17 protein-coding genes are annotated in these 26,064 nt (G+C 64.7%); 5 read left to right on the forward strand and 12 right to left on the reverse strand.

The genetic code is table 11. The annotated features are described in order from the left end of the window. Positions 1 to 65 precede the first annotated feature (65 nt). Complete coding sequence (locus LFT46_RS13215) at positions 66 to 4,139, forward strand: FtsK/SpoIIIE domain-containing protein (RefSeq protein WP_236820063.1); 4,074 nt, start codon at positions 66 to 68, stop codon at positions 4,137 to 4,139. 59 nt (positions 4,140 to 4,198) lie between these two features. Here the strand turns inward: LFT46_RS13215 and LFT46_RS13220 are convergent, their stop codons facing one another. Then, entirely contained in the window at positions 4,199 to 4,591 is a 393-nt protein-coding gene (locus LFT46_RS13220; RefSeq protein WP_236822042.1) for a hypothetical protein, read from the reverse strand. Positions 4,592 to 4,913: 322 nt separating this feature from the next. On the opposite strand from LFT46_RS13220, the gene LFT46_RS13225 reads away from it, so the two are divergent. Next, a complete protein-coding gene (locus tag LFT46_RS13225; protein ID WP_003804966.1) occupies positions 4,914 to 5,162 on the forward strand; it encodes a WhiB family transcriptional regulator in 249 nt (82 codons plus the stop codon). 167 nt (positions 5,163 to 5,329) lie between these two features. Here LFT46_RS13225 and LFT46_RS13230 read toward each other — a convergent pair whose 3' ends face one another. The 4 genes from LFT46_RS13230 to LFT46_RS13245 are packed head-to-tail and all read right to left on the reverse strand — an operon-like array spanning position 5,330 to position 13,675. Further along, positions 5,330 to 6,796 carry a sensor histidine kinase gene (locus LFT46_RS13230; RefSeq protein WP_236798902.1) on the reverse strand — a complete coding sequence of 489 codons (1,467 nt, stop codon included), beginning with the start codon at positions 6,794 to 6,796 and terminating at the stop codon, positions 5,330 to 5,332. Positions 6,797 to 6,823: 27 nt separating this feature from the next. After that, positions 6,824 to 11,677, reverse strand: coding sequence for an NAD-glutamate dehydrogenase (locus tag LFT46_RS13235; RefSeq protein WP_236820065.1), 4,854 nt, complete (start codon positions 11,675 to 11,677; stop codon positions 6,824 to 6,826). Between the two features lie 55 nt (positions 11,678 to 11,732). Further along, the gene (locus LFT46_RS13240) at positions 11,733 to 13,037 is read right to left on the reverse strand and encodes an AAA family ATPase (RefSeq protein WP_236820067.1); all 1,305 of its coding nucleotides are present in this window, start codon (positions 13,035 to 13,037) and stop codon (positions 11,733 to 11,735) included. Further along, the gene (locus LFT46_RS13245) at positions 13,034 to 13,675 is read right to left on the reverse strand and encodes a hypothetical protein (protein ID WP_236820069.1); all 642 of its coding nucleotides are present in this window, start codon (positions 13,673 to 13,675) and stop codon (positions 13,034 to 13,036) included. Before LFT46_RS13245 ends, LFT46_RS13240 begins: the two co-directional genes overlap by 4 nt. Positions 13,676 to 13,827: 152 nt before the next feature. On the opposite strand from LFT46_RS13245, the gene LFT46_RS13250 reads away from it, so the two are divergent. Then, positions 13,828 to 14,043, forward strand: a complete 216-nt coding sequence (locus LFT46_RS13250) for a helix-turn-helix domain-containing protein (RefSeq protein WP_018768505.1) — start codon at positions 13,828 to 13,830, stop codon at positions 14,041 to 14,043. A gap of 33 nt (positions 14,044 to 14,076) precedes the next feature. Here the strand turns inward: LFT46_RS13250 and LFT46_RS13255 are convergent, their stop codons facing one another. After that, positions 14,077 to 14,640 (reverse strand): hypothetical protein, encoded by a 564-nt coding sequence (locus LFT46_RS13255; RefSeq protein ID WP_236820071.1) that lies wholly within the window; start codon positions 14,638 to 14,640, stop codon positions 14,077 to 14,079. A 139-nt stretch (positions 14,641 to 14,779) separates the two neighbouring features. Between LFT46_RS13255 and LFT46_RS13260 the strand changes: the two genes are divergently transcribed. After that, positions 14,780 to 15,652: a LysM peptidoglycan-binding domain-containing protein gene (locus LFT46_RS13260; protein WP_236820079.1), complete on the forward strand. Its 873-nt coding sequence runs from the start codon at positions 14,780 to 14,782 to the stop codon at positions 15,650 to 15,652. A 217-nt stretch (positions 15,653 to 15,869) separates the two neighbouring features. Next, entirely contained in the window at positions 15,870 to 16,247 is a 378-nt protein-coding gene (locus tag LFT46_RS13265) for an Rv3235 family protein (protein WP_236820081.1), read from the forward strand. A 120-nt stretch (positions 16,248 to 16,367) separates the two neighbouring features. On the opposite strand, the gene secA is transcribed toward LFT46_RS13265, so the two are convergent. From secA to mtrB, 6 genes are all read right to left on the reverse strand, one after another. Further along, positions 16,368 to 19,109 (reverse strand): preprotein translocase subunit SecA, encoded by a 2,742-nt coding sequence (secA, locus tag LFT46_RS13270; protein WP_236798915.1) that lies wholly within the window; start codon positions 19,107 to 19,109, stop codon positions 16,368 to 16,370. 99 nt (positions 19,110 to 19,208) lie between these two features. Further along, complete coding sequence (locus tag LFT46_RS13275) at positions 19,209 to 20,420, reverse strand: winged helix-turn-helix domain-containing protein (RefSeq protein ID WP_236820083.1); 1,212 nt, start codon at positions 20,418 to 20,420, stop codon at positions 19,209 to 19,211. Positions 20,421 to 20,452: 32 nt separating this feature from the next. After that, the gene (hpf, locus tag LFT46_RS13280; RefSeq protein WP_236798917.1) at positions 20,453 to 21,178 is read right to left on the reverse strand and encodes a ribosome hibernation-promoting factor, HPF/YfiA family; all 726 of its coding nucleotides are present in this window, start codon (positions 21,176 to 21,178) and stop codon (positions 20,453 to 20,455) included. 144 nt (positions 21,179 to 21,322) lie between these two features. After that, positions 21,323 to 22,285, reverse strand: coding sequence for a ComF family protein (locus tag LFT46_RS13285; RefSeq protein ID WP_236802894.1), 963 nt, complete (start codon positions 22,283 to 22,285; stop codon positions 21,323 to 21,325). Positions 22,286 to 22,420: 135 nt separating this feature from the next. Beyond that, a complete protein-coding gene (locus tag LFT46_RS13290; RefSeq protein ID WP_236820085.1) occupies positions 22,421 to 24,136 on the reverse strand; it encodes an LpqB family beta-propeller domain-containing protein in 1,716 nt (571 codons plus the stop codon). Then, the gene (gene mtrB, locus LFT46_RS13295; RefSeq protein ID WP_236820087.1) at positions 24,133 to 26,064 is read right to left on the reverse strand and encodes an MtrAB system histidine kinase MtrB; all 1,932 of its coding nucleotides are present in this window, start codon (positions 26,062 to 26,064) and stop codon (positions 24,133 to 24,135) included. Before mtrB ends, LFT46_RS13290 begins: the two co-directional genes overlap by 4 nt.

Consider the following 26,064-nt stretch of genomic DNA (forward strand, 5'->3'; position numbering starts at 1 on the left):
GAACTGCCTGCCCGGTACTGACGGCCGTGACTAGCGTGTGGGTAAATACGCGAAGGATCCCAACCATGACATTCAACTGCACGCTGGTTGGCGGCCCGGGATCACCGACGGTCGAGCCACCTGTGGAATTATCCATCGATGCGCCGCCTGGCACGTCCGGCTCCGTGATTCACCAGCAGTTGGTACGGAAGTTCGGCGCAGGCGCTGTCTCCGTGGACGGGGAAGATTTGTGTTCCCTGGTGCTCGGTGTTCCTCCGCTGGTGGAGGCGGCGATCTTTGTCGATGGCGGCACCGCGCCTCTAAGGCGGCGGCCGAAACGTCCGCCGGTCGGGGATCGTGCGGCTCCGCTGGCCCTCATGATTGACAGTGGCCCGGCAGCGGGAACGGTTGTCCGGCTCCAACGTGGCAGCTACAGCATTGGCCGCAGCGGCACGCGGATTGTCATTCCGGATCCGGAGCTTTCCCGCGAACACGCCCGGGTGATCGTTACGGAGACGGACATTATGTTGGTTGACCTGGACAGTGCCAACGGGTCTTACGTCAACGGGGAGCGGATCCGCAGCGCGGTCATCTCCACGGACTCCAACATCAGGTGCGGGCAGTCGAACTTGTCCCTCGTTTTTGCCGAACTGCCTGTACGGGTCCTGGCAGATGCAGGAAAGTCGGTGGCTGACCCCATCGTGGTGGCCGGCCGGGTCGAGGCCGGAAACCGTTCTGCGCTCCTCCTGGCCGCGGTTCTGCCGCTGGTAATCGGGGTGCTGCTGGCCATGCTCACAGGCATGTGGATGTTCCTCGTCTTTTCCCTGGGCTCCGCGTTCCCGGTCCTGGTTACTGCGCTCAGCGGGAGGCGGCAAAAGCAGAAATTGTCCGCTGCGGTGCACGCGGCTGCCGAGGAAGACAGAAAACGCCGACGGCGGTGCGCCCCTCCCCTGTCTCTCGTGGCGTTGGCAGCGGAGACAGGTAAGGAGACGGCCCGTGATTGTTCGGGTGCCGATGGCATCTGGCTGCGGGTGGGCCAGGCGGAACAGGCGCCGAACGTACGGGTAGAACCGGCTGGCGCAGCCCATGTGATTCCACCGTCCGAAATGGCCCCTGTCCTGCTGGACCCGGACCGCCCGCTCACGACGGTGGGCGGACCGCGGTTTGCAACCGACGGCCTTATCCGCTCCCTTCTCATGCAACTGGCGGGGTACCCGCGCGGGCGTACCACGCACGTCGTCGTCCACGGGACGCCGGGAACCCTGCCACTCGCTGCCCGGTACCTTTGCAGGGTGACGCTCACGGCAACAGTCGATGCCGGACTCAGTGTCCTAAACGGCGTCCATCCCGGGGGCTGCGAGCGCGGAGTGCTGTTGATTCGGGGTGAACCCTCCACCGCCGAAGCTGAAAAGGGCGTCCGCGAAGCCGCACTACGGTGTGGGTGGCAGGTCCTTCACTTTCTTCCGGACGAAGGGGAATGGCCTCCGCCCGATGTCCTCCTGGCCGAACGACGCTCAGTCGCGCTGTTGGATCTCCGCGAGACCGTCTTCGTTCCCGATTTGGTGCCGGAAGATGTGTTCACTCGTTTTTGCCGGCGCCGGGCAGGCCAACTCCCGGAGGGCAAGGGACCGGGCTCAGGTGTTCCGGCTGTCTGCAGCCTCGGCCAGGTCCTGCCCCTTACTCCGGAGGCCACGGCTGACCGATGGGGCTTCAGCGCAGAGGATGATGGACTGGCAGCACCACTGGGACTGAGCTCAGCCGGAACCAAGTTCATCGATCTTCATGCTGACGGCCCCCACCTTCTGGTGGCAGGCACCACCGGCTCGGGAAAATCGGAACTCCTCCGGAGCCTCACGCTTGCCCTCGCCCTGAGCCATCCGCCGGAGCGGGTCAACTTCTTTTTCATCGATTTCAAGGGCGGTTCAGGACTTGGCCCGCTGGCGGGCCTGGTGCACTGCGTCGGATTGCAGACAGACCTTTCCTACGGCGAAATGGATCGAACGCTGACCTCACTCCGCGCCGAAGTGCGGCTTCGGGAGAGTTGCCTTTCGGCCGCGCGCGTCCCGGACATCTCCGCCTACCGCTCCACACCTGCCGCCAGGGACTTCGTCCTCCCCCATCTGGTCATCGTCATCGACGAGTTCAGGATGCTGGTTGACGATGCACCCGAAGTACTTCGGGAGCTGCTGCGGATCGCAGCTATCGGCCGATCGCTGGGTATCCACCTGGTGATGGCAACGCAGAGGCCGCAGGGTGCCTTGACGGCAGACATCCGCGCCAACGTCACCTCCAGTATTGCCCTTCGAGTGCAGTCAGAAATGGAGTCGGTGGATATCGTCAACTCCAAGGACGCCGCGGCCATCAGTGTCGACTCGCCAGGCCGCGCCTTTTTGGCCCGCGGGGCCCAGGCGGCAGAGGAGTTCCAGGGAGCCTCCCTGGCCTCACCTTCCGGAGTGGGACGTCCCGCTGCCGTTGACGTCCACCGGACAACCGACTACCTCGCCGCCCAAGGCATCGACGTCGGCCACGGGGCAGCCACTGTCTCAACCCCCGCGCAAGCGGTGGAGCCGCTGACAGCCATGGTGCGGAACCTGTGCGCTGCCCAGGAAAAGGAACTGCCACGCAGGCCTGTGGCTCCTCCCCTTCCAGAGCAACTGGAAGAACCCACTCCGGCTAACCCCACCTGCGACCCATGCCAGGCAGAGCCAATGCGCCCGGTCGGCGGGGTACGGCTGGGCTTGATGGATGTACCCGAAAAACAAAGGGTAGAGGCCTTGGTGTGGGACCCTACCCACCACGGCCACGCAGCATTCATCGGCAGTCCGGCCTCCGGTGCCGCAGAGGGACTCCAACTGGCTGTCTCCAAACTGATGCTCGGCCCTGCTGAAACCCACTTCTACCTGTTGGATGGCTTCGGAGGCTTCCTGCCGCTGGCCCGGGCAGGCAGGACGGGCGCCTATGCCGGACTGCACGAGCTTCGGCGGGGCGTACGCATCCTGGAGCGGCTTGTCCGGGAACTTGGGCAGCGGTTGGCCAGCCAAGCCACCGGCCGGATACCTCTCGTCATCGCCATCTCCGGCTGGGGATCCTGGGTCTCGGCCTTCCGCTCGGGACCGTTGGCCTGGGCTGAGGACTTGGTCAACGACCTGGTCCGTGACGGCGCCAGGGTGGGCATCACCCTGCTGCTCTCCGGCGAGCGCGAGCTGGTGACGGCCCGATTCTTCGGTGCCCTCCCCAACCGCTTCTACTTTCCATCCGGTTCCACGGAGGAAAGCCGGGCCATGTGGCCGCGGCTGCCTTCCGTCCCGGCTATCGAGGGGCGGGCGGCAGCCTTTGGCCCTGTCTCCGGCGGCGGGCCCGCACTTTGCCAGTTCTACCGACCCTCTTCCCCAGACAGTATCGGTAACCCCGGTTATCCACGCGCCGGTTCGCCTCCATTCCGCGTGGAACCCCTTCCGGCGACAATTACGGTCCGGCAAATTGCAGCGATGGCAGGGCAAACGGGAGCCGGTCATGTCCCCGAACCTGAGCCCGGCCGGGCATTGGTTGAAGAAGGGCGCTTTTCCCGGCGGCCTGAAACAGTACTGCCCTCGAAAGCGGGCCGACGCCAACGCGAAATCCTTCTGGGCGTGTCCGGGGACGAGCTTGCCCCAGTGACATTTCGGTTGCCCGGCGCTGGCGTCATCGGAATCCTTGGCGGGCCCGGAAGCGGCAAGACCAATACCTTGCACGCTCTGCAGGCACTCAACCCGGAGCAGGCCTGGTGCACCTGTCCCGGACCTTCCGAGGCGGCCGGAAATGCCTGGGGTGAGCGGCTGGTGCAGGCTGAGGCAGGGAAGCTTCCCCTCGGGTCAATTCTCCTTGTTGATGATGTGGATCTGCTCGCCCCGCCCGCGGTACGGGATTTGGGCCAGCTGAATGCACTTGGCTACGCTGCCGTCGTCACCGCCGCTTTCAGCCCGGCGCTCCTCCAGCGCGTTCCGTTGATCATGAATGCCAGGGCATCGGGGCTGGGGCTGCTGCTCTGTCCCCGTTCAGCAGCTGACGGCGACCTGTTCGGGAGCCGGTTCGAAACCGAGGCCAGCCCGCCGCCCGGCCGCGGCGTGTTGATCTCCGGCGGCCGATCCTGCCCCCTTCAGGTGGCTTGGGCGGGAAAATGAGAGCTGGCTGCACCGTCGCCTAAGCCTTTCGGTCACGGACCGGAAGACACAGGCACGGGTCAGAGGGTCGGCGGCGCGGCCCCTGTGCGCGAGGCATGGTTTATCACCCTGTTGGAAAACAGCAGAACGATAGCGATGACCGCCGGAACCACCATTGCGAGGCCCACGAGGACCAGGCCGCTGGTCATTGCCGGCACCCCGATGGTCAGAACGAACAGCTGGGCCACCAGCGCAGCCGCTCTGGTCCACCGGAGGCCCCGGTAGAGAAAGACGGCGACGGCATAAAGCCATGCGGAAAAGGCAAGCAGGAGGCCCATGGTGAAGACTGCCCCCCAGAAGGACAGGACGGGACTCCCGGACAGCAATTCGAAGGCATACCATCCGGCTGCCACCAGGAGCGCGGAGGCCTCGGCAGCTGCCACGAGCGCTACCACCTTGGCCCCGGCAGGCACCGTGGTCGGCCGGGCCGTTGGGCGGTCGGCGCCTCTACCGGAGTCATCGGGAGAAGATGGGGTACCTGCTGGGTTCACCGGGGGTCTTGACACACTGGCACCCTACCGGACATAGTCGGACACTGGTGAGGGCGCCAGCCGTCACTGTGATGCATCGCTCAGGTTTCGTGGGATTTCGGGCGTTATTACCCCTTGTTTACACAGCGTTAACATGACAGGCTTGATGCAGATGACCAAGGGGGCCCAAAGGGCCCTTTTCCTTTGTAGCCACTAGTGAATAATTTCACAAAGGCAATTCCCAGAAATGGAGCAACTGATCAGCATGGATTGGCGTAATCGCGCAGCGTGCCTCGACAAGGACCCGGAACTGTTCTTCCCCGTCGGGAATACCGGACCGGCCCTCCTGCAGATCGAGGAAGCCAAGAGCGTCTGCCGGCGGTGCCCCGTCGTGGACACGTGCCTGCAGTGGGCCCTGGAGTCCGGCCAGGATGCCGGTGTGTGGGGCGGCATGAGCGAAGACGAGCGCCGCGCCCTGAAACGTCGCGCTGCCCGTGCACGCCGCGCCTCCTAGTTAGAGTCCGCAACGGCAGGGCAGGAGCACAGGTCGACTAAAACAGAGGCCCTGGGACAATCCAGATGGATTGTCCCGGGGCCTCTGTTTGTTCTCGTTGCCAGCGTTGGCCTTCCTGCCTTCCTGCGGGCGCACGCCCGGAGGAAGGCAGTCTGGAAGGCTGCGCCTTACTTGCCCGCCAGGCTCAGCCGGATCTTGACTTCGGTGCCGCCGCCCTCGCGCCGCTGCCACGTGATGGTGCCGCCCAGTTCGCTGGTGACCAGGGTCCGCACGATCTGCAGGCCCAGTCCCTCGACGTGCGGGGTTTCGGGAAGTCCCACGCCGTCGTCGGCAATAGTGACCGTCAACTCCTCGCCGTCCTCACCTTCGGACCGGTCGGCAATAAGCCATACTGTTCCCGCCCTGCCCTCAAGCCCATGTTCAACGGCATTGGTCACCAGTTCGTTGATGACCAGGGCAAGCGGGGTTGCGAGATCACTGGGGAGTTCACCAAATGTGCCCGCCCGCTCGGTCCTGACCTGCTGGGAGGGGGACGCCACCTCCGCGGACAGCCGGAACTGGCGCCCGATCAGCTCGTCAAAATCCACACTCTGGGTGAGGCCCTGCGACAAGGTCTCGTGAACCAGTGCAATAGTGGCAACACGTCGCATCGCCTGTTCCAGGCCCTGCTTTGCCTCGTCGCTCACCATGCGGCGGGACTGCATCCGCAGGAGTGCAGCCACGGTCTGGAGATTGTTCTTGACCCGGTGGTGTATCTCCCGGATAGTGGCGTCCTTCGTCACCAGTTCCATCTCACGCCGGCGCAGTTCGGAGACGTCGCGGCAGAGCACCAGCGCGCCAAACCGCTGCTGCTCGTCGCGCAGCGGAATGGCCCGGAGGGACAGGCTTACCCCGCGGGACTCGATTTCGCTGCGCCAGGGCATGCGCCCCGTCACCACCAGCGGCAGGGTCTCATCGACCATCCGACGGTCTTTCAGCAGGCCGGCCGTAACCTCAGCCAGCGAACGGCCCTCCAGGGACTCGCCGTCACCCAGCCGACGGAAGGCCGACACGCCGTTGGGGCTTGCATACTGCACCACGCCATCGGCGTCCAGCCTGATCAGGCCGTCCCCCACGCGGGGAGCGCCCCGGCGGGATCCGGTGGGCGAGGCGAAATCGGGCCACAGCCCCAGGGTGCCCATCCGCAGGAGGTCGTAAGCGCACTGACGGTAGGTCAGTTCCAGCCGGGACGGCATCCGGGAGCTGGACAGATCCATGTGCGTGGTGACCACCGCGAGGGTGCGGCCGTTGCGGACCATGGGAACGGCCTCCACCCGCAGGGCCATCTCGCTGTTCCAGTTCGTCTCGCTGGAACGCTCGATGGTCCTGCTGTTCCACGCTTTGTCCACAAGTGGTTGCAGATCGGACCTGATGCCTTCGCCCACAAAGTCACTGTGGAACGCGGTGTGGGTGGTAGAGGGGCGCACGTGTGCCAGGGCAATGTAGCCAAGCTCCGGGTGGGGGAACCACAGCGCGAGGTCGGCGAACGCCAGGTCCGCCACCATCTGCCAGTCCCCCACCAGGAGGTGCAGCCATTCGGCATCGCCCGGCCCGAAATCAGCGTGTTCCCTGATGGGGTCCGTAAAGATTGCCACTGCACCTCCATTTTCGACGCCGGCTTGCTAGCGTCGGACGATTGACCTCAAGAGCCTCAATGCTACCGACAGTGAGGCCATGTCGTCGGCCTCCAGGGCGTTCACCTCATCGAACATGCTCTTGGCCCTGCCCAGCTGCTCGGCATTCTGGGCCTCCCAGTCCTTGAGCCGCGCGTCGGGTGACTCGGCGGTGGACGTGGCGTCCAGCACCGCCGTCGTCATGTCCGACACTGTCGAGTAGAGGTCGTCACGCAACGCCGCACGGGCCAGCGCCTGCCACCGGTCCTGCCGGGGCAGGCTGCTGATCCGTTCCAGCAGCGAGTCCCCGTGGAAACGGTTAAACACCGTGTAATAAACGGCCGCAATCTCCTCGACGGGGTCCTTCCGGGAGCGGCCGATTTTGGCGATATCCAGCAGGACGAAGCTCTCGAACAGCTCGGCCCAGCGCAGGGCCAGGTCTTCGGGCAGCTGCCACTCGCGGCCCTTGGCCAGCCACGCCGCCACCCGCTCGCGGTCATCACCGCGCAGATAGTCGAGCAGCCGGGCCCGCATCGGATCCATCAGCGGCTTGAATTCGGACACCACCTCGGCGATGGGGCGGGAAACACTTTCCTGGCTGAGCAGCCAGCGGACTGCCCGGTCCAGGAGCCGGCGGATGTCCAAGTGGACTGCGCTCCAGTGCTCGGTGGGGAACGAAGCAGGCAGGCTGTTCAGTTCCGACACCATTGCGTCGAGTTCGTACACCTCGCGCAGCGCTACGAATGCCTTGGCAACCGCCACTTCGCTGGCCGACGTTTCCTCCATGACCCGGAAGGCGAAGGTGATACCGCCCAGGTTGATCATGTCGTTCGCCACCACGGTGGCGATAATTTCGCGGCGCAGCGGATGGGTGTCCAGCTCCGCGTCAAAGCGTTCGCGCAACTGGTGTGGGAAGTAGGAACGCAACGTCCCACGGAACCACGGATCGTCCGCGAGTTCACTGTCGCGCAGGGCCGATGCCAGTTCGATCTTGGCATAAGCGGCCAGCACCGACAGCTCCGGGGAAGTCAGCCCCTGCCCCTGCTGCAGCCGCTCCCGAAGAGCTTCAGTGCTGGGAAGCGCTTCCAGGTCCCGGTTCAGATCTGCGGTCTTCTCCAGCCAGTCCATGAGCCGTTCGTAGCTGGGGCTCCACTCCGCCACCCTGGTGCGGTCATTCAGGAGCAGGATGTTCTGGTCGATGTTGTCTTCCAGGACCAGACGGCCCACCTCGTCTGTCATCGACGCGAGGAAGTCTGCGCGCTCATCGGCAGGCAGCTTGCCGGCGGCCACCATCCGGTCCACGAAGATCTTGATGTTGACCTCGTGGTCGGAGCAGTCCACGCCAGCGGAGTTGTCAATGGCGTCCGTGTTGAGGATGACACCCTGCAGGGCTGCTTCAATGCGGCCGCGCTGTGTCATGCCCAGGTTTCCGCCCTCGCCGACCACCTTGACACGCAGGTCCCGGCCGTTGACGCGGATCGCGTCGTTGGCTTTATCACCCACAGAGGCGTTGGACTCTGAGCTTGCCTTGACGTAGGTCCCGATTCCGCCGTTGTACAGCAGGTCGGCAGGTGCCAGCAGAATGGCGCGCAGGAGTTCCGGCGGGCTGAGTTCGGTGGTGTCGGCCGGCAGCCCCAGCGCGGTGCGTACCTGCGCGGACACCGGAATCGACTTGGCTTGACGGGCAAAGACCCCGCCGCCTTCGCTGATCAACGACTTGTTGTAGTCGTCCCACGAGGACCTGGGCAGCTCGAACAGCCGTTGCCGCTCCGCGAACGAGGATTCCTCATCCGGATTGGGATCCAGGAAGATGTGCCGGTGATCGAAGGCGGCAAGCAGGCGGATGTGCCGGGACAGGAGCATTCCGTTTCCGAACACGTCCCCGGACATGTCCCCCACGCCCACCACGGTGAACGGTTCGGTCTGTGTATCCAGGTCCAGCTCGCTGAAGTGCCGCTTCACCGATTCCCAGGCGCCGCGGGCCGTGATGCCCATCGCCTTGTGGTCGTAGCCCACGGATCCGCCGGAGGCGAAGGCGTCGCCCAGCCAGAAACCATACTCGGCGGACAATCCGTTGGCGATGTCGGAGAAAGTAGCCGTGCCCTTGTCCGCCGCGACCACAAGGTAGGAGTCGTCGTCGTCATGCCTGACAACGTTCGACGGCGGCACGAGCCGCTGGCCGTCACCTTCGGTCACCAGGTTGTCAGTAAGGTCCAGCAGCCCCCTGATAAAGGTCTTGTAGCTTTCGACGCCTTCCGCCATCCAGGCGGCACGGTCCGCGGACGGGTCCGGGAGCTGCTTGGCGAAGAAGCCACCCTTTGCCCCCGTAGGCACGATCACGGCGTTCTTGACTGTCTGTGCCTTGACCAGGCCCAGGATTTCGGTCCGGAAATCCTCCCGCCGGTCGGACCAGCGGAGCCCGCCGCGCGCCACCTTGCCGAACCGAAGATGCACACCCTCAACCCGGGGAGCGTACACCCAGATTTCAAACATTGGCCGCGGGAACGGCAACCCTTCGATCTGCGCCGGATCCAGCTTGAAGCTGAGGTGGGGCTTGTCCTGGTAGAAGTTGGTGCGGAGGGTCGACTCGATCAGGTTGACGAAAGTCCGCAGCACCCGATCGGCGTCGAGCGTTGCCACCTTCTCGATGGCCGCTGCCAGTTCCTGCCGCACGGACGCCTGGGCCTCGGCCCGGCTGTCTTCCCCGAGTGCGGGGTCAAAGCGGGCGGCGAAGAGCGCGGTCAGGCCCCTGGTCACGTCCGGATTGGCAAGGAGGGTGTCCGCCATGAAGCCGAAGGAACTGCTGTTGCCCATTTGGCGCATGTAACGGGCATATGCCCGCAGCATGGTGATCTGCCGCCAGTGCAGCCCTTCCCGGAGTACCAGCCGGTCAAAGCTGTCCGATTCCGCGGCGCCGGTGACGGCCGCACCAAAGGACTCGGCCAGCAGCCCGCCCGTGGACATCGGGTCCACTGCCGCCGGATATTTCAGCCCCAGGTCGTACAGGAAGAAGTCCCGGTGGTCCGCCGTTTCGATTTCGAACGGCCGCTCATCCAGGACCTCCAGTCCAAGGTTGTGGAAGTACGGCAGGATCTGGCTCAGGCTCTTGGGCTCCAGCATGTAGAGCTTCACCCGGGCATCTTCCTCAAGCGTGGCTCCGGCGCCTTCGGGAAGGTACACGTGCACGCCGGGCCGGTCCTGCTGCGCGCCGGTGCTCCGCTCGGCCGCAGCACCGTACTTCTCGAAGCGAGCAATGTCCTCAAGCGCGTCCTCTACTTCGTAGTCCACCCGGTAGCTGGCCGGAAACGCCTCGGCCCAAATGGCGGCAAGTTCCTTGGCCTCGGCCGGATCCCGGCCCTCGCGGAGGACTTCCGCGATGCCTTCGCTCCATGACCGGGCGGCCCGGACCAGCCGCTTTTCCAGCTCATCGCTGTTCACGTGGCTAACGTCGGCGTCCTTGGGCAGGCGGATGCGGAAGAAAAGCCGCGCAAGGGCAGATTCCGTCATGCGGGCTTCGTAGTCGATCGAGACTGCCTGGAACGTTTCCCGCAGTTCCTGCTCGATGCGGAGCCTGACGTTGGTGGTGTAGCGGTCACGGGGCAGGTAGACAACAGCGGACATGAAACGGCCATAGATGTCCGGCCTCAGGAACAGGCGGGTGCGCCGCCGTTCCTGCAGCTTCTGGATTCCCAGCGCGGTGGCGGCAAGGTCGGGGACTTCGATCTGGAACAGCTCGTCGCGGGGGTAGGTTTCCAGGATTCCCAGCAGGTCCTTCCCGGAGTGCGAGTCCGGCGGGAAGCCTGCATTCTGCAGCACGGCGTCCACCTTTTCCCGGACAATGGGAATGTCGCGGACGGAACCGGCATAGGCGCTGGTGGCGAAAAGTCCAATGAAGCGCCGCTCCCCGTTGACGTTCCCCGCAGCGTCAAAGCTTTTGATGCCGATGTAGTCCAGGTAGGCGGAGCGGTGAACGGTGGAACGCGAATTGGCTTTGGTGATGACGAGCGCACGTTTTTCCCGTGCCTTTTTGCGGCCGGTGTCGGTCAGGTGCTGGATGTGCGGGGAGTCTGCGGCCGCGCGCAGCAGCCCGAGCCCGCTGTCCTCGCGCAATTCGAGGACGTCTTCCCCGTCCACGTTGAGGAGGTCGTATTCACGGTAGCCGAGGAACGTGAAGTTCCCGTCGTCCAGCCACCGCAGCAGGTCCTTCGCCTGCCGGAGTTCGGCGATCTGCGCTGAGTTTGCCACGCGGTCCAGGCTCTCGGCGATTTCCAGCGCCTTCTGGCGCATCCTGGGCCAGTCCTCCACGGCGGCCCGGACATCGTTCAGCACGCGGGTCAGGCCCTCAAGCAACGACGTCTTCGTTTCGTCCGGGACGCGCTGGATTTCGACGGCGATCCACGACTCCATGTGGGAGGCGTTCTCCCCCTGCGCGATCAGGTGGGAAAGGTTGGGCATCGCAGCGGTGTCCCCGCTGGATATCCCGAGGTGCGCCGGCACCCTGTTGACCTTGACCAGCTCACCGCTCTCCCGGTTGCGGGTGGCCACGAAAAGCGGGTGGACGACAAGCTTGATGGCGGCGTGCTGCCGGACAAGTTCGGCGTTTACCGAATCGACCAGGAATGGCATGTCGTCAGTGACGACGAAGATGACGCTGCTGTCTTCTTCGTCGACAATCGAGATCCTGGCCTGACCTGGCTGCCTTACGGAAGCTGCACGGCGGTGCTCTTCAGCCCGGGCTTCCAGCACGTCGCGCGGGTAGCTGCGCGCATCCTCCTCAGCCAGGTGCTGGTAGTAGTCCCCCATGAAACCCTCAAGGCCTTCAATAGAGAGGGGCTGGTCCTCCACACTGGATCCAGACGACATCGACAACGCCTCCATCAGAGATATTCGCCGCACCTTTGCAGCTCTTATGGCGAGCCTAGTCCTTCGCCCTTCGCCATGGTGTGGAAGAAATTACAGAGGATCTGCGCTTTCGCTGGTCTGGTGCACAAACGAGTTCGCGGATTGCCCGGCGCAGGTCCGAATCCGGGGCAGCCTCCAGCAGCAGGGATCCTGACAGGAGGGCGGCGTCGGCGGCACGGGGATCATGGGGCAGGAATGCCGTCAGTTCCGAGGCCGGCGCGTACCTGTCCCAAGCATCGCGCAATTGGCGCTCCGGATCCCTCCCGACGGAGGAGGAACGCACTTTATTCATCAGGACGGTGGGTGACGCCTGCGGAACTGCGTCTCCAAGCTCGGCAAGCGCACGCACCATCCGGGGTACGCCCACGGGATCAGCGGCGCCGATGGCATAGACGGTGTCAGCCAGCTCCAGCGGGCGCAGTGTGGCCGCGTTGCGGCGCGGCGCCATGGTATCGAAACTCAGTTCCTCGTCGGCTTCCAGGCAGAAGCCGGTATCGACCACTACCACATCGGCGATTTCCCGGGCCCGCTCAAGAACCAGCGCCAGGGCCGTGGCACGGATTTCTGTCCATCGATCCGCCCGGGTGATGCCCGTCAGCACCCGGAACTGCCCTGATGCCGTAGCGACGGTGGCGGCGACCTTTCGGAGTGCATCCGCATCCAGCTGCCCGTGATCGGCGAGCCTGCATGCCTGGGCCAGCCCGGCCGATTCGTCCAGGAGACCGAGTACTGCGGCCACGCTGGCGCCGTATGTGTCGGCGTCGACCAGGAGGACGTCCTGGCCGTCGGCCGCCATCTCGCCCGCGATGTTCACTGCCACCGTGGTCCTTCCGGGAGATCCCGCTGGCCCCCAGACGACGACGAGCCTTCCGGTTCCGCGCCCTTCCGCCTCCTGCTCCGGCCCCACAGGAACGGTTGCCAGCGCAGCTCCGGTATCAGCGGCCGTGCTGAGGCTGACCGGACGGACCGCGCCCGTAAGCTGCGCGACGGCGTCGGCAATCTTGTCGGAAAGCTCCGCCGACTCAACCCGCGTCAACGCCGAGGCGACGCCAATTTTGCGGAGCCTCGCAGCCTCCTCCGCGTTGTCGGTCAGCGCGATGATCGCGACGCCAACTGCCCCAAGGCGGTCGACCAGGGAAGCCGTTAACCCTTCAGACCCATCGGCGATCACGGCCGCCCGGGCCAGTCCGCTCTGGCAGGCCGACAGCAGTTCGGGAAGTTCCGCGCACCGGCGTACCACCGTGACCGGACCGTGCAGTCTTTCGAGACCCCCAACCAGGTCCTCACGGCTTTGGCCGACGGTGACGACGGGAATGTTCATCGGGCGCCGCCCGGGTTCCAGACGACGGATATCTTTGCCTCATTTGCCTGGGCGCCCAGCAAGGCAGGCATCTGCTTGTCCTCGACCAGGACCATGAGCACGGTGGTTTTCGACGACCCAAGCGCGGTGGACCCGTTGGCGACCTCTGCAATTTCCGCTCCGGGAAGGATGAGCTTGGGCTCGGTGAAACCGTTTTTCGCGTCGGGCTGGGCCACCCAGACGTCTACGCGGGCACCGGCGACTGCCTGCGAGGGCAAAGTCTGCTCGACATTGAGGGCAACGGGCTTTCGGTTCAGCTGGTCCACCGCACCAAGGCTCGCCCGGGGAACAAGCTGGTCCTTTCCAATCCTCTGCATGGCGACGACATCCTGGGGCAGGCCGGCCTCCACTGTGATGTAGTGCTGTTCCGTGTCGCCCAGCCGGACCTTGGCGCGCACCACATTCTCCGGCGTCAGGCGCTCGCCAACAGCAATGCCCTCCCGCGCGGCGTAAACCTCGGTGGTTCGGTCTGCGCTGCCCACCAGGAAGATGACCCCCGCGATGGATGCCAGGACCAGGAGGATGCCCACCAGCAGCCGCGGGTCCTTCCACGAAGGGCGCTTCAGCCGTGGCGCAGTGGTGCTTGAATCAGGAACCATACCGTTCTCCCCCTAGGTACACCGGACCTGCCCGCTCTGGCCGGACTTCTCATTGTTACCGCAAGGCCACGCGAACAAAAGTCAATTATCCAAATACCGCCAAACTGTGGATAACAGGCACATAAGATGCCAGTTGATGGCAAAATGGATGCATGCCAAGGTTCCTCACGCTTGCAGATGTCGCAGAGCAACTCCAGATCAACTCCCCTGCCGCATACGCCTTGGTCCGCAGCGGCGAATTGAAGGCCATCCAGGTCGGCGGCCGCGGGCAATGGCGGGTGGAAGAGAAGATGCTGGAGCAATACATCGAGGAACGCTACGCCGAGGCCAGCCGCATGATTCAGGAGTCACGCTCCAAGTCCGTTTGACGCCTCACCCCCTTCACAGGTCCACGGCCGGAGTCAGCCGGCCTTGGGCGACCTGATCATGGCCAGGACAGTGAAGGGGATTGCTGACACTTCACGGACACTCCGGCTCCTCCGCACCTCTCCGGGAGTGACCGAGGCCAGGTCTATATAGTCCCTGCCGACCCGGTCGATAACGCCGGCCAGCCGCAGTGCGCCGCCTCCCCCTGAAATGGTCACGGACAGTTCCGCACGGTCGCGGGCAAGGCCACGGAGGGCGTGGGCAAGCCCAATTGAGCGGCGGACCGGTGAGTTTTCCGGCAACGCGTGCCTACCGAGCCCGACGTACCGCGCCGCAGCAGCATAGGGGATGAGCACTTGGTGCTGATCTTCGTCGAGGACCAGTGCGTCCGCTCCGGCATGCCTGAGTTCCCCGCGCGCTGATTCTCCACAAAGCAGGTAAACGCCGATGCGGCACCCGACGGCCGCACGCAACCGGTGCTCGAGCGGAACGCTGACCATCTCAGCCCGGGTCCGCTCGTTGATCTCGCTGTCAAGCGCCAGTCGGTCGGCCTCCGCGAACTGGCTTTCCATGTCGTTGAAGAGAGCATCCCAGCGCATCCCGACAGAGTAGGGTGCCCTGCCCGGTCAGTCAACGGCTTCGCCTTTTCCTCTCCAACGTATGGACAAATGCCAATGGTTCACAGCAGACTTGGTCAAGTGGCATCAAACAGCATCAAACCGCATTAAAGGAGTAGTAATGGCACGTTCCGAAGAGGCGGGGTGGTCCAATGCCGTCATGGCTCTGGCCCTTCTGGCGTTGGGCATTCTGCTTTGCTTCCTGGGGGTTGGCCTGCTTGGACAGTGGCAGACCTCGGCGGACCGCAACCAGGAAGCACCCGTCGGCGTTCTTTTAGGGGCGGCCGCGGCGGCGGCCGGCTTGGGCCTTCTGCTGTGGTGGGCCTTCTCGATCCTGGCCGCAGGTGCGTCGGTTTTGCTGGAACACCTCGGACGACGGCGTGCGGCGGCTGCCGCGCGCAGGCTGTCTCCCGCCTTTATGCGGCGGGCGGTGGTTGCCGCCCTGTCGCTGCAACTTGTGGCAGGAGCCGCGGCGAATGCCGCGCCGGCCACACCTGGGCCTGAGTGGACGCCGACCCAGGCATACGCAGCGTCAGTTCCATCGGACCCTGCGGCCCTGGGCACTGCTGAGGGGCGAGGCAGGACCCTTGGCGCTGGCGGTACGCAGGTCCCAACGCCAACGGTTGTTGCGGACGACGCGCCAGGAGCGCTTGAAGACCCTGCGACGGCGCGCAGTTCACGCAGTGAACCTCCTGACGCCACACTCGACCCCGGCTGGCAGCCAGCTCCCCCGATGGTGGAACCCGGTTTGCTGGTGGGACCGCAAACGAGAAGTACCTCCGGTCCAGACTCGGGTGGCGAGGGAACCGCAGTAACCGTAATCGCCGGCGACACGCTATGGGACATCGTGGCCACCTATCTGGGACCGGAGGCATCCGACGTGGACGTAGCCCTTGAATGGCCGCGGTGGTATGCAACAAACCGCGCCCTAATCGGCGGAAGTCCTGACGTCCTGCTTCCCGGCCAAATACTGCAGGCGCCTGCGGCGCCGTAACCAGGGCCACTCGGCCCGGGTGCCTTTCGCCAATTCCGGCCGGCGGCCTTACCGGCAGGCCTGCCACACTCCATCAAACGATTTGAACCAGGAGAACACAATGACTGCAGCGACATCTGTCGGGACCGTCCAGGGGATTGACGCCACCAGGGGAATCGGGGGGAGGGGCATGGTGCAAAGGCGCCCTGCGCCGGCACCGGGGGCCCAGCCTCCCGGGGTGAAGCCAGCTCTGCAGCCGGTCAATGAGGCGGCGGAAGTCAGGGCGATCACGAGGGGGACGATCCAGGCCGCCATGGAAGTCCTGGCCGGAATCCGACCCGTCCACCAGTTGGCGCGGCGCCTTGATCCCCGGTGCCTGGCGTCCCTGCAGCACCGGGCGGCACTGATCAGGCGCGAAATAACGAGGACTGGAAACCCTGCGCTGGCCCGGCTGCACCGGAACTCGACGGTCCGCTCGGTGCGGTTATGTGAGGTGGCCGACGGAATCTATGAGGCCAGCGCCGTGGTGGTGGATGATGTACGCGCCCGTGCCGTTGCTGTCCGGCTTGAGCGCAGCAAACAGGTATGGCGGATAGTTGAACTCGTCATCGGCTGATTCTTTTGGGGACGGGCATTGGCGGAGAACAACAGCGAGGCGGCAGCAAGCAGGGCAGGGACGCTTCCGTCCCTGCCCTGCTTGCTGCCGCCAATGCTTCCGGCGGGGTTGCCGGTGTTGCTAACGCTTTTTCTTCTTCGCCGGCCGTTTCGCGGCATCCTGGGCTGCTGCCTTGGCAGGGTTTCCGGAACGTCCGCCCCCGGACCGGGTTTCCACCCGGGTCTGCGTTCCACCGCTCTCAGAGGGAGCGGTGTACTGCAGTTGGGCAGGCTTCTCCGGAGCTTCCAGGCCGGCAGCGCGAACCTGGGGGTCCATGTGCTCGGTGTGGCCCCCCGCAGCGTCCTGCACAACCACATCCTGGGCAGGGGTCACTTCCACCTCAAGGTTGAAGAGGAAGCCAACACTCTCCTCCCGGATGGCTTCCATCATGCTTTGGAACATCGCGAAACCTTCGCGCTGGTACTCCACCAGCGGATCGCGTTGTGCCATGGCCCGCAGGCCGATGCCCTCCTTGAGGTAGTCCATCTCGTAGAGGTGTTCCTGCCATTTCCGGCCGATGACAGAGAGCACCACGCGGCGCTCAAGCTCGCGCATGCTTTCGGAACCAATGACCTCTTCCCGGGCTTGGTACACCAGGCGGGCGTCGGAAAGGATTTCCTCCTTCAGCATCTCCACGGTGACCCTGGACTTGCCGCCGGCCTCTTCGATGATGTCTTCGGCGGTAACGCTGACAGGGTAGAGCGTCTTGAGGTTTGTCCACAGCTGGTGGAAGTCCCAGTCGTCGCCGTTTCCTTCTGCGGTTGCGGCGTCGATGAGGGCCGTGATGGTGTCCTCGATGAAGAACTGCACCTTTTCGTGCAGGTCGTCGCCCTCAAGGATGCGCCGGCGGTCGCTGTAGATGGCCTCACGCTGGCGGTTGAGGACGTCGTCGTACTTCAACACATTCTTGCGCTGCTCGGCGTTGCGGCCTTCCACCTGTCCCTGGGCGGAAGCGATGGCCCGCGAGACGAGTTTGGATTCCAGCGCCACGTCGTCCGGGACGGAGCTGTTCATCAACCGCTCTGCGGCCCCGGAATTGAAGAGCCGCATCAGGTCATCGGTCAGCGAAAGGTAGAAGCGCGATTCGCCGGGGTCGCCCTGTCGGCCGGACCGGCCGCGGAGCTGGTTGTCGATGCGGCGTGACTCGTGGCGTTCGGTGCCCAGGACATACAGTCCCCCGAGGTTCAGGACTTCCTCGTGTTCATCCTTCACGGACTGCTTGGCTTCTTCGAGGGCAGCGGGCCAGGCGGCCTCGTACTCTTCCGAGTTCTCCTCCGGGTCCAGCCCCCGCTTGGCGAGCTCGGCGACGGCAGTGAATTCGGCGTTGCCGCCGAGCATGATGTCGGTACCACGGCCGGCCATGTTGGTGGCCACGGTGACGGCGCCCTTCCGCCCTGCCTGCGCGACGATGGCAGCTTCGCGTGCATGGTTCTTGGCGTTCAGGACCTCGTGCCGGATGCCCTCCTTGGCCAGGAGCTTGGACAGGTACTCGCTCTTTTCCACGCTGGTGGTGCCAACCAGGACGGGCTGGCCTTTTTCGTGCCGTTCGGCGATATCGCGAACCACGGCGTCGAACTTTACAACTTCGTTCTTGAACACAAGGTCCGACTGGTCGATCCGCTGCATGTCGCGGTTGGTTGGAATGGCCACAACACCCAGCTTGTAGGTGCTCATGAACTCAGCTGCCTCGGTTTCAGCGGTACCCGTCATGCCCGAAAGCTTGCTGTACATGCGGAAGTAGTTCTGCAGCGTCACGGTGGCCAGCGTCTGGTTCTCGGCCTTGATCTCGACGCCTTCCTTGGCCTCGATCGCTTGATGCATGCCTTCGTTGTAGCGGCGTCCGGCCAGGATGCGGCCGGTGTGCTCGTCAACAATGAGGACTTCGCCATCCAGGATGACGTAGTCCTTGTCCCGCTTGAACAGTTCCTTGGCCTTGATGGCGTTGTTCAGGAATCCGATCAGCGGGGTGTTCGCGGATTCGTAAAGGTTGGTGATGCCGAGGTAGTCCTCGACCTTTTCGATCCCGCTCTCCAGGACGCCGACGGTGCGTTTCTTCTCGTCGACTTCGTAGTCCTTCTCAGGCTGCAGCCGGAGCACAACTTTTGCGAATTCGCTGTACCAGCGGTTGGTGTCGCCCTGGGCCGGGCCGGAGATGATCAGCGGCGTCCGTGCCTCGTCGATCAGGATGGAGTCGACTTCGTCGACGATGGCAAAGTTGTGCCCGCGCTGGACGAGTTCATTCCGGTCCCAGGCCATGTTGTCGCGCAGGTAGTCGAAGCCAAACTCGTTATTGGTTCCATAGGTGATGTCTGCCGCGTACTGCTGGCGGCGTACGGCCGGATCCTGGTTGGCGAGGATAACGCCGCTGGTCAAACCAAGGAAACGGTACACGCGGCCCATGAGCTCGGACTGGTATTCGGCGAGGTAGTCGTTAACGGTGATCACGTGCACGCCCTTGCCGGTGAGGGCGTTCAGGTAGGCGGGAGCGGTCGCCACCAGGGTCTTGCCTTCACCGGTCTTCATTTCAGCGATATTGCCCAGGTGCAGGGCGGCGCCGCCCATCAGCTGGACATCGAAGTGGCGCATCCCCAGGGTGCGTGAGGAGGCTTCCCGCACGGCGGCAAAGGCCTCCGGAAGCAGGTCGTCGAGTTTCTCACCGTCCCGGTGGCGTTCGCGGAGACGATCGGTCTCCTCACGCAGCTCGGCGTCGGTGAAGGTCTTGAATGAGTCTTCGAGGGCGTTGATGGAATCGGCATAGTTCCGCAGCTGCCGGAGTGTTTTCTTGTCACCCGTGCGGAGAATTTTTTCGATAAGTGATGCCACGTGAAGATGCTCCCAGTCTGATGCCGCCGAATTCTGGCGTGTTCAGTCTACGGGAGAGACACGCAGCCGGTGCCCCTTTTCCCTCAGAGCGGATACTCCCTACAGGCGTGCCAGCTCCCGGGACAGAACCACGGCGAGGTCGCCTGCCTCCCCCACTTCCACCTCCGGCAGGCCAAGCCATTGGCCCATTAGCTTCAGCTCGGCAGCGAGTTCGACGGCGGTGTCCACCGGCGCGTCCGGCTCGGCAAAAGCGGACCTCACCAACAGCCGGCCGCCAGCCCTGTCCGCTTTCAGGTCGACCCGTGCCACGATGCGGTCCCGGAGAAGGAAGGGCAGGACGTAGTATCCGAAGCGCCGTTTTGGCTCGGGCGTGTAGATCTCGATCCGGTAATGGAACCCGAACAGTTCCCACAGGCGTCGGCGCTCGAAAACCAGGGAATCGAAGGGGCTCAACAGGGCACGGCCGGTGGCACGCCGTGGCAGTGTCGCTTCCACGTGCCGGAAGACGTCCCGCCCCCAGCCAGTGACCGTGACAGGTTCCAGCCTGCCTTGCTGCACGAGGTGCTCCACGGCCTGGGCGGTTGCTTTGACCGGCGTCCGGAAGTAGTCCGCGAAGCAGCGGATGCTTCCGATTCCGTGCGCCAGCGCGGCAGAATCGGTGAGCCGCTGGAGTGCTGCCGTTGGGTCCACGTCCCGGACTTCAGGAGCCGGGGACGGCAGGACCTTCGATGTCAGCGTGTACCTGCGCTCGAATTGCCCGGTCCTGGAGGCCGCCGATATCAGGCCTTCTTCAAACAGGTCTTCCAGCACGCGTTTAACTGCATTCCAGTTCCAGCCCCAGTTAACCGACTGTTTTTCCTCCACGTGGCCAAGCCGGGCTGTCAGCTCCGAGGCGGTCATGGGCCGGGACCGGGCAAGGACTGCCAGGATCCGGGCAGCGACGTCAGCGCGGATCACGGGGTCCAGCCGGGAGGCGCCCACCCAGGACCGCTTCTGCCATGGAATCAGGTCCTGGTAATGCTCCGGCCGGATATAGCTCGCTTCGTGGGCCCAGTACTCCAGCATACGGCGGGGGTGGCTGGCTGACATGCGTTGCAGGATGTCGCGGTCGTAATTGCCTAGCCTGGAATAGAAGGGCAGGAAATGACTCCGGACCAGGACGTTGACGGAATCGATCTGGACGAGCTGCAGTCGGGCAAAAGTACGGCCCACCGTCCGTGCTGTCACGGGGCCGGTGGGCCGTCCTTTATGGAGTCCCTGTGCTGCCAGTGCGATCCGCCGGGCCTGGTCAAGGCTCAGCGTTGCTGACAATTGAGTCCTCTCTGGCGGTGGTTTAATCCACCTTATGCGTTAGCGGCGGCGTCATCCGAGCGGTAGGCCAGGACCTTTTCCTCCACGGCAGTGTCCCCTGGCTCGCATTCGTGGTCCAGAGTGATGACTCCGTAGGTCCAGCCGCGGCGGCGGTACACGACGGACGGCGTGTTGGTCGCCTTGTCCACGAAAAGATAGAAGTCATGGCCGACGAGCTCCATGTTGTCCACGGCATCGTCGAGGGTCATTGAAGCAGCGGGAAAGACCTTGCGCCGGATCAGTACCGGCGAACTCCCGGCCGGGATGTCATTCTCGACATCGTAAGGGGATTTTTCTTCCGGTGCCTGCGCGGTTTCGCTCCTGCGGTTGGCTTCAAGGTACAGCGGTTCGTGCGCGCTGGCTGGTTCAAGGGTGGCTGTTGCTTCACGGACAGCCTTGGGCGTGTGGCGGCCGTGGTGGACCTTCTTACGGTCCTTTGCCCGCCGGAGCCGTTCAAGCAGTTTGTTGTAGGCGAGGTCAAAGGCGGCAAATTTGTCTGCGGCGCTCGCTTCGGCACGAATTACGGGGCCCCGGCCCAGGACTGTCACCTCGACGGTCAACTGGTCGCCGGTCTGCCGGGCATTGGTCTCCTTGGAGACTTTCGTATCGACCCGCTGGATCTTGTCACCCAACGATTCGATCTTTGCGATCTTTTCCCCGGCGTATTCGCGGAACCGGTCTGAAACTGTCAGATTTCGTCCGCTGATCATAAACTCCATGGTGCCCTCCAAATGACTTCGGTGACACGACGGCGGCACTTCCATGGGCCGGGCTGCCTGACAGTCGAGCCCCTCTCCGAGCCGCCATCGAAAGGTACATTCTGTTCTTGGTACCCACCTCAGACGTTAGTTCATAGCCACCCGTTATTCATCCTTTCCCGGTTTATTTTTTTCTAAGTCATGGTGGTTCACTGGCCGTACCGCGGGTACCGCCTCCGGGTCCGGCGCGTCGGGTGGGCGTGTCGCCGCCAGCACGACAGCGCCCCTCACCTGGGCGCCGGCAAGGTGCAGCGCCCGGGCCGCTTCGCCAAGGGTGGCGCCGGTGGTCAGGACGTCGTCGATGAGGATGCAGGGGCGTCCTGCGACCTTTTCCCGGACAGTGGATCTGACCTGCATGGACCCCCGGACCCGTTGTGACCGGGCTCCCCGACCCAGCCCCTTTTGACCCCCCAACGCTTCCCGGCTGACAAGCCCCTTGCACCGGTCCGGAAAGCGGCGTCCGGATGCCGGGGCCTTACGCAGGACATCGGCGACGTCGAACCCCGGCAATTGCCGTGCCGCCTGCTTCAGCAAGAGGTGGACGGGACTGAAACCCCGGTTGACATACGCGGACGTGCTGGTGGGCACCGGAACCAACAGGAACCCGGTGCCGCCACGTGCTGCTGCCCTGACTGCCGAGGCCAGCGCGCGGCCAAGGCTTTTGGCAAGCTGGTGCTGCCCATGCCGCTTGAACGACAACAGCCCCTGTGCCAGTTCGTCGCGGTACACACCTGCTGCCACCACCGGCAGCATGACGGTCCCCGCAACGTCCATCAGGGCCGGCGCCCCGCTTTCGGCGCGGAAGGGCTGCCTGGTCAGCTGCCGGAGGCGGCCGGCGCAGGATGGGCAAAGGCTGTGGTCCTCCGATCCGCAGCACACGCAGTCCACCGGGACCGCCAAAGCGAGGAGTTCTTCCGCAGCACCGGTCACCCAGTCGAGAAGGCGCAGGAAGGCCGCCTGGTGCTCAGCGCGGTGCAGTGCCGCCGAGGGCGGCGGCGGGCAAAGATCGGGATCGATGACCCGCCTACGATTGCGGCCGCGATCGGCGGGATCCTTTCCTGGCTTCATACCGTCCACCGTCCCACTGTGGACCAGATCCAGGGGCAGCGGGCAGCCGGCCGGCGGCTATGTGGACAAGACGGGATCCCAACCCGGCGAAGCGCTGCGCTGCCTGCACGTTGCCAGCTCGGGGGCAGAAGAGGATCAGCCCGGGAATGCCGGATCGATGGGCCCCTTGATCTGCGGCGACCAGCCATTGCCGAGGCGCTGGAAGATCCCTTCCCCGGACTGCACGTAGAGGTCGTCGGCGCCATTTCCGGCGCTGATGGAGACCAGGCCCGGCCAGGGAGCCAACTGCTGCGGCTGCCCGGAAGTCAGGGACAGAAGTTCCGGCGTGACATTCGTACCGGCGGCCCCCTTCATGACCGCCACGGTGGTGCCGTTCACCCAGACGCCTTGGTCGGGATCACTGGAAGCCACCAAGGTGATGGGCACCGTCAGCTCCCGCGGTGTGCCGTCCCCGGCCCGGATCACGCCCGCTACCTGTACCTTGGACTTGCCGTTTTGTTCGGAAATGACCAGGGCGCGCACCCCGTCGCGCGAGATACGGAGTTCCTTCACCGTGCGGCCGGCGAGCCAAGCGGGTGCCATCGTTACGGACGGGACTGCTGCTCCTTCCGCCACGCCGGCGGGGTGGAAGGCCACCACTTCGGTGGCACCCGTGGCGCCCGGCCCCGCTGTCCATACCCAGTCGCTAAGACTGATGGACGGCCGGCTGAGGGTGCTCCTGGTGGTCAGGGAACGCGCAGGTTGCCCTGGGCTGATGCTGTACAGCGTGGTTCGGCCGTCGTTGAGGAAGGCCGCAGTCTGCGAGACCGGAGACTCGGCAGGATACCGGGGATTGAGCGCTGAAACCGGCTGCATGTCCGGCAGCGGCGACACCCGGTTGTTCTCGTACCGCACCAGTTCATTACCGCTAATGGCGATCTGCCGCGACGGCACGGTCTTGTCCAGCACCGGCGGAAGGACACTCCCGTTGTCCTCCACCCGGACCAGGTCCTGGTTGGCGCGCAGCTCGACATTGACCACGTCGGGCTGGCTTCGGAACGTCAGCGTCAGCTGCATCTGCATGCGCAGCCGGTCCTCGGCCGATGTTTCCGTCAGTTCCTTGGCCGTCAGGTCCACCTGGGCCGCCCCGGACACGACGGGCACCGATTCACGGGCCAGCTTGATCCCGGAGGGAAAAGCGCTGGCGACGGCGCCGCGCAGGTATGGAGCAGGGCCGGCCAGCAATGCGCTGGTCATGGCCTTGACAGTCTTGTTCTTCAGGAACCAGCGGACGTCGGGGACGGCGTAGGTGAAGGTGGGGTCGTAAAAATAGATGGGGTAGGCGCCGTAGATTACCTTGAACGTTTCCTCCGCGATGGCTGTCCCGTCCGGAATCGCGGAGATCCGCCACTCCCCGTCCACCTGCGTCACCGTCACGGGAATACGTTCCACTGTTCCCGGCGGCGACTGCGTGGCGATGCCGTCCGCGTTCACCGTGTAGGAGACGTCCAGTTCGTAGTTGAAGACGTTCTCGGTGCCAGTGGGGACAACGCGGGCCTCCCGGTACACCAGGGCGCGCTTGTCCGGTTTCCAGGACACTGCCGATGCCTGCGTCAGGTATTGGCGGGCCACCGCGTAGTCGTCCTCGTAGCCGCTGCCGGCCCGGTAGAAGTAGTCGATGATGGTTTCCGGTGATGCGCCCGGTTGTGGCGCCGCCGGCAGGAACACCGGTGCACTGACGTTTCCCGCGCTGCTTTCGCTGCTCTTGCCGACCGGGCCGGACGTGGGGATCCGCGCGCAGCCCGACAGCAGGACGATCAGCAGCGCCAGCAGCGCCGCCGGGTACCTGGCGTGGCGCGCTGCCGCCTTCATGGTGTCTCCTCGGGTGCCCGCACCGGAGCAGGCCTGGCGGTGCCTGTTTGGAGCACCAGCATGTTCTTGTAGTCCTGTTCCGCCGGGATGCTTCCCGGCGCTCCCGGGATGGTGGCGTCCTTTGGTTCCAGTTGGACGGGCGACTCGGCGATCACGGCATCCTGCCGCAGCGGGAGGGTGAGCCGGAAGTTGGCACCATCCCCCTTCCTTCCCCAGGCCTGCAGCCAGCCGTGGTGCAGCTTTGTGTCTTCCATGGCGATGGACAGTCCCAGGCCACTGCCGCCGGTGGTGCGGGCACGGGCGGGATCGGCACGCCAGAACCTGTCGAAAACCCGGGCAGCCTGTGCCTGGTCCATGCCAATGCCGTGGTCCCGGACCGCGACGCCGACGGCAGTTTCATTGGCCGCGACGGTGACCGTCACGGGTTTGCCCTCACCGTGCTCGACTGCGTTCAGGATCAGGTTCCGCAAAATCCTGTCAATCCGCCGCGCGTCCATTTCCACGATCATCGCCCCTTCGGGGGCAGCGAAAATGATTTCGGAGCCATACTCCGCGGCTACGGGTGCCGCTCCTTCAATGACGTGGGCGATCACCTGTAGCAGGTCCTCCGGCTCGGCATCCAGCATTGCCACGCCCGCATCGAAGCGGCTGATTTCAAGGAGGTCGGAGAGGAGGGACTGGAACCGCTCCACTTGGTTGTAGAGCAGCTCTGCGGACCGCTTGTTGATGGGGTCGAAATCATCACGCGCGTCATAGAGGACTTCTGCTGCCATCCGGACGGTGGTCAACGGCGTCCGCAATTCGTGCGAGACGTCGGAGACAAATCGCTGCTGCATCTGCGAAAGCGTTGCCAGTTGCGTGATCTGCTCCTGCAGGCTGGCTGCCATGTGGTTGAAGGAAGCGCCAAGGCGCGCCACCTCGTCCTCGCCCTTGACCACCATGCGCTCCTGCAACTGTCCGGCTGCCAGCTTCTCGGACACCATGGCGGCGTGGCTGACCGGGCTGACCACGTTGCGGGTGACGTACCAGGCTACGGCGCCGATCATGAGGACCAGCACGGCACCGCCGGCCCACAACACGCTCTGGATTTCGTTGAGCGTCTGCTGGGCGGTATTCAGGTCATAGATCAGGTAGAGCTCGTACACCGTGCCGTTGAAGGTCACTTTGTTCCCGACGGCGATTCCCGGCCGGTCCTCGGTGCCCACCGGGATGACCGTGGAGGCCCAGTACTGGTCCTTGCCGGAGTCCTGGACTGCCTTCCGCAGGTCCGCGGGGATGACACTGACGGTCAGCTGGTCGGAGGCGCGTGACTCCACCCAGCGGTTCCGGGGCTTGGTCTGGTTGGGCATCGCTTCGAAGACGTAGCGGCGCTGGATGACCGAACCACGGCCTTCCACGGCGCTCAGCGTGTCCGAAACCAAGGTGATAACGCTGGACTGGTCGGTGACCTGGGCGCCGTCGAACGTGTCCTGTACCTGCTTGACGTTGTAACGGGTCTCCGACTCTGCCTGGGTCAGCCGCTCCTGGAAGAGGTTGTTGGCGATCTGGTTGGACAGGTATGCGCCTACGACGGCAAACGAGGTCACGGCCAGCATGAGGGTGGTGAGGACGGTACGGAACTGCAGGGACCGGCGCCAGCGCTGCTGCAGGGCGCGGCCCAGGTACCTCAGGCCGGGAAGGAAGCGGCGGACGCCCGTGCGGACCAGGCGTGCCACGCGCAGGGCGACGATCAGGGCACGCCGCTGCCAAATCCTGGCCCTGAAGCCCACATGCCTGAGGACGGGAGTGATGCCATCCCGGGGACCGGGCGCGCCCTGTGAGCCAGCGTCCTGTGAGCCGGATCCCTGAGAGGCAGCGTCGGGTGCGGCGCCGTCGCGGGGCGCGGTGTCCCCCGCGACGTCGTCCTGGCCCGCGGTGTTCCGGTCCAT

Source organism: Arthrobacter sp. FW306-07-I (genome assembly GCF_021800405.1).
Classification (GTDB): Bacteria; Actinomycetota; Actinomycetes; order Actinomycetales; family Micrococcaceae; genus Arthrobacter.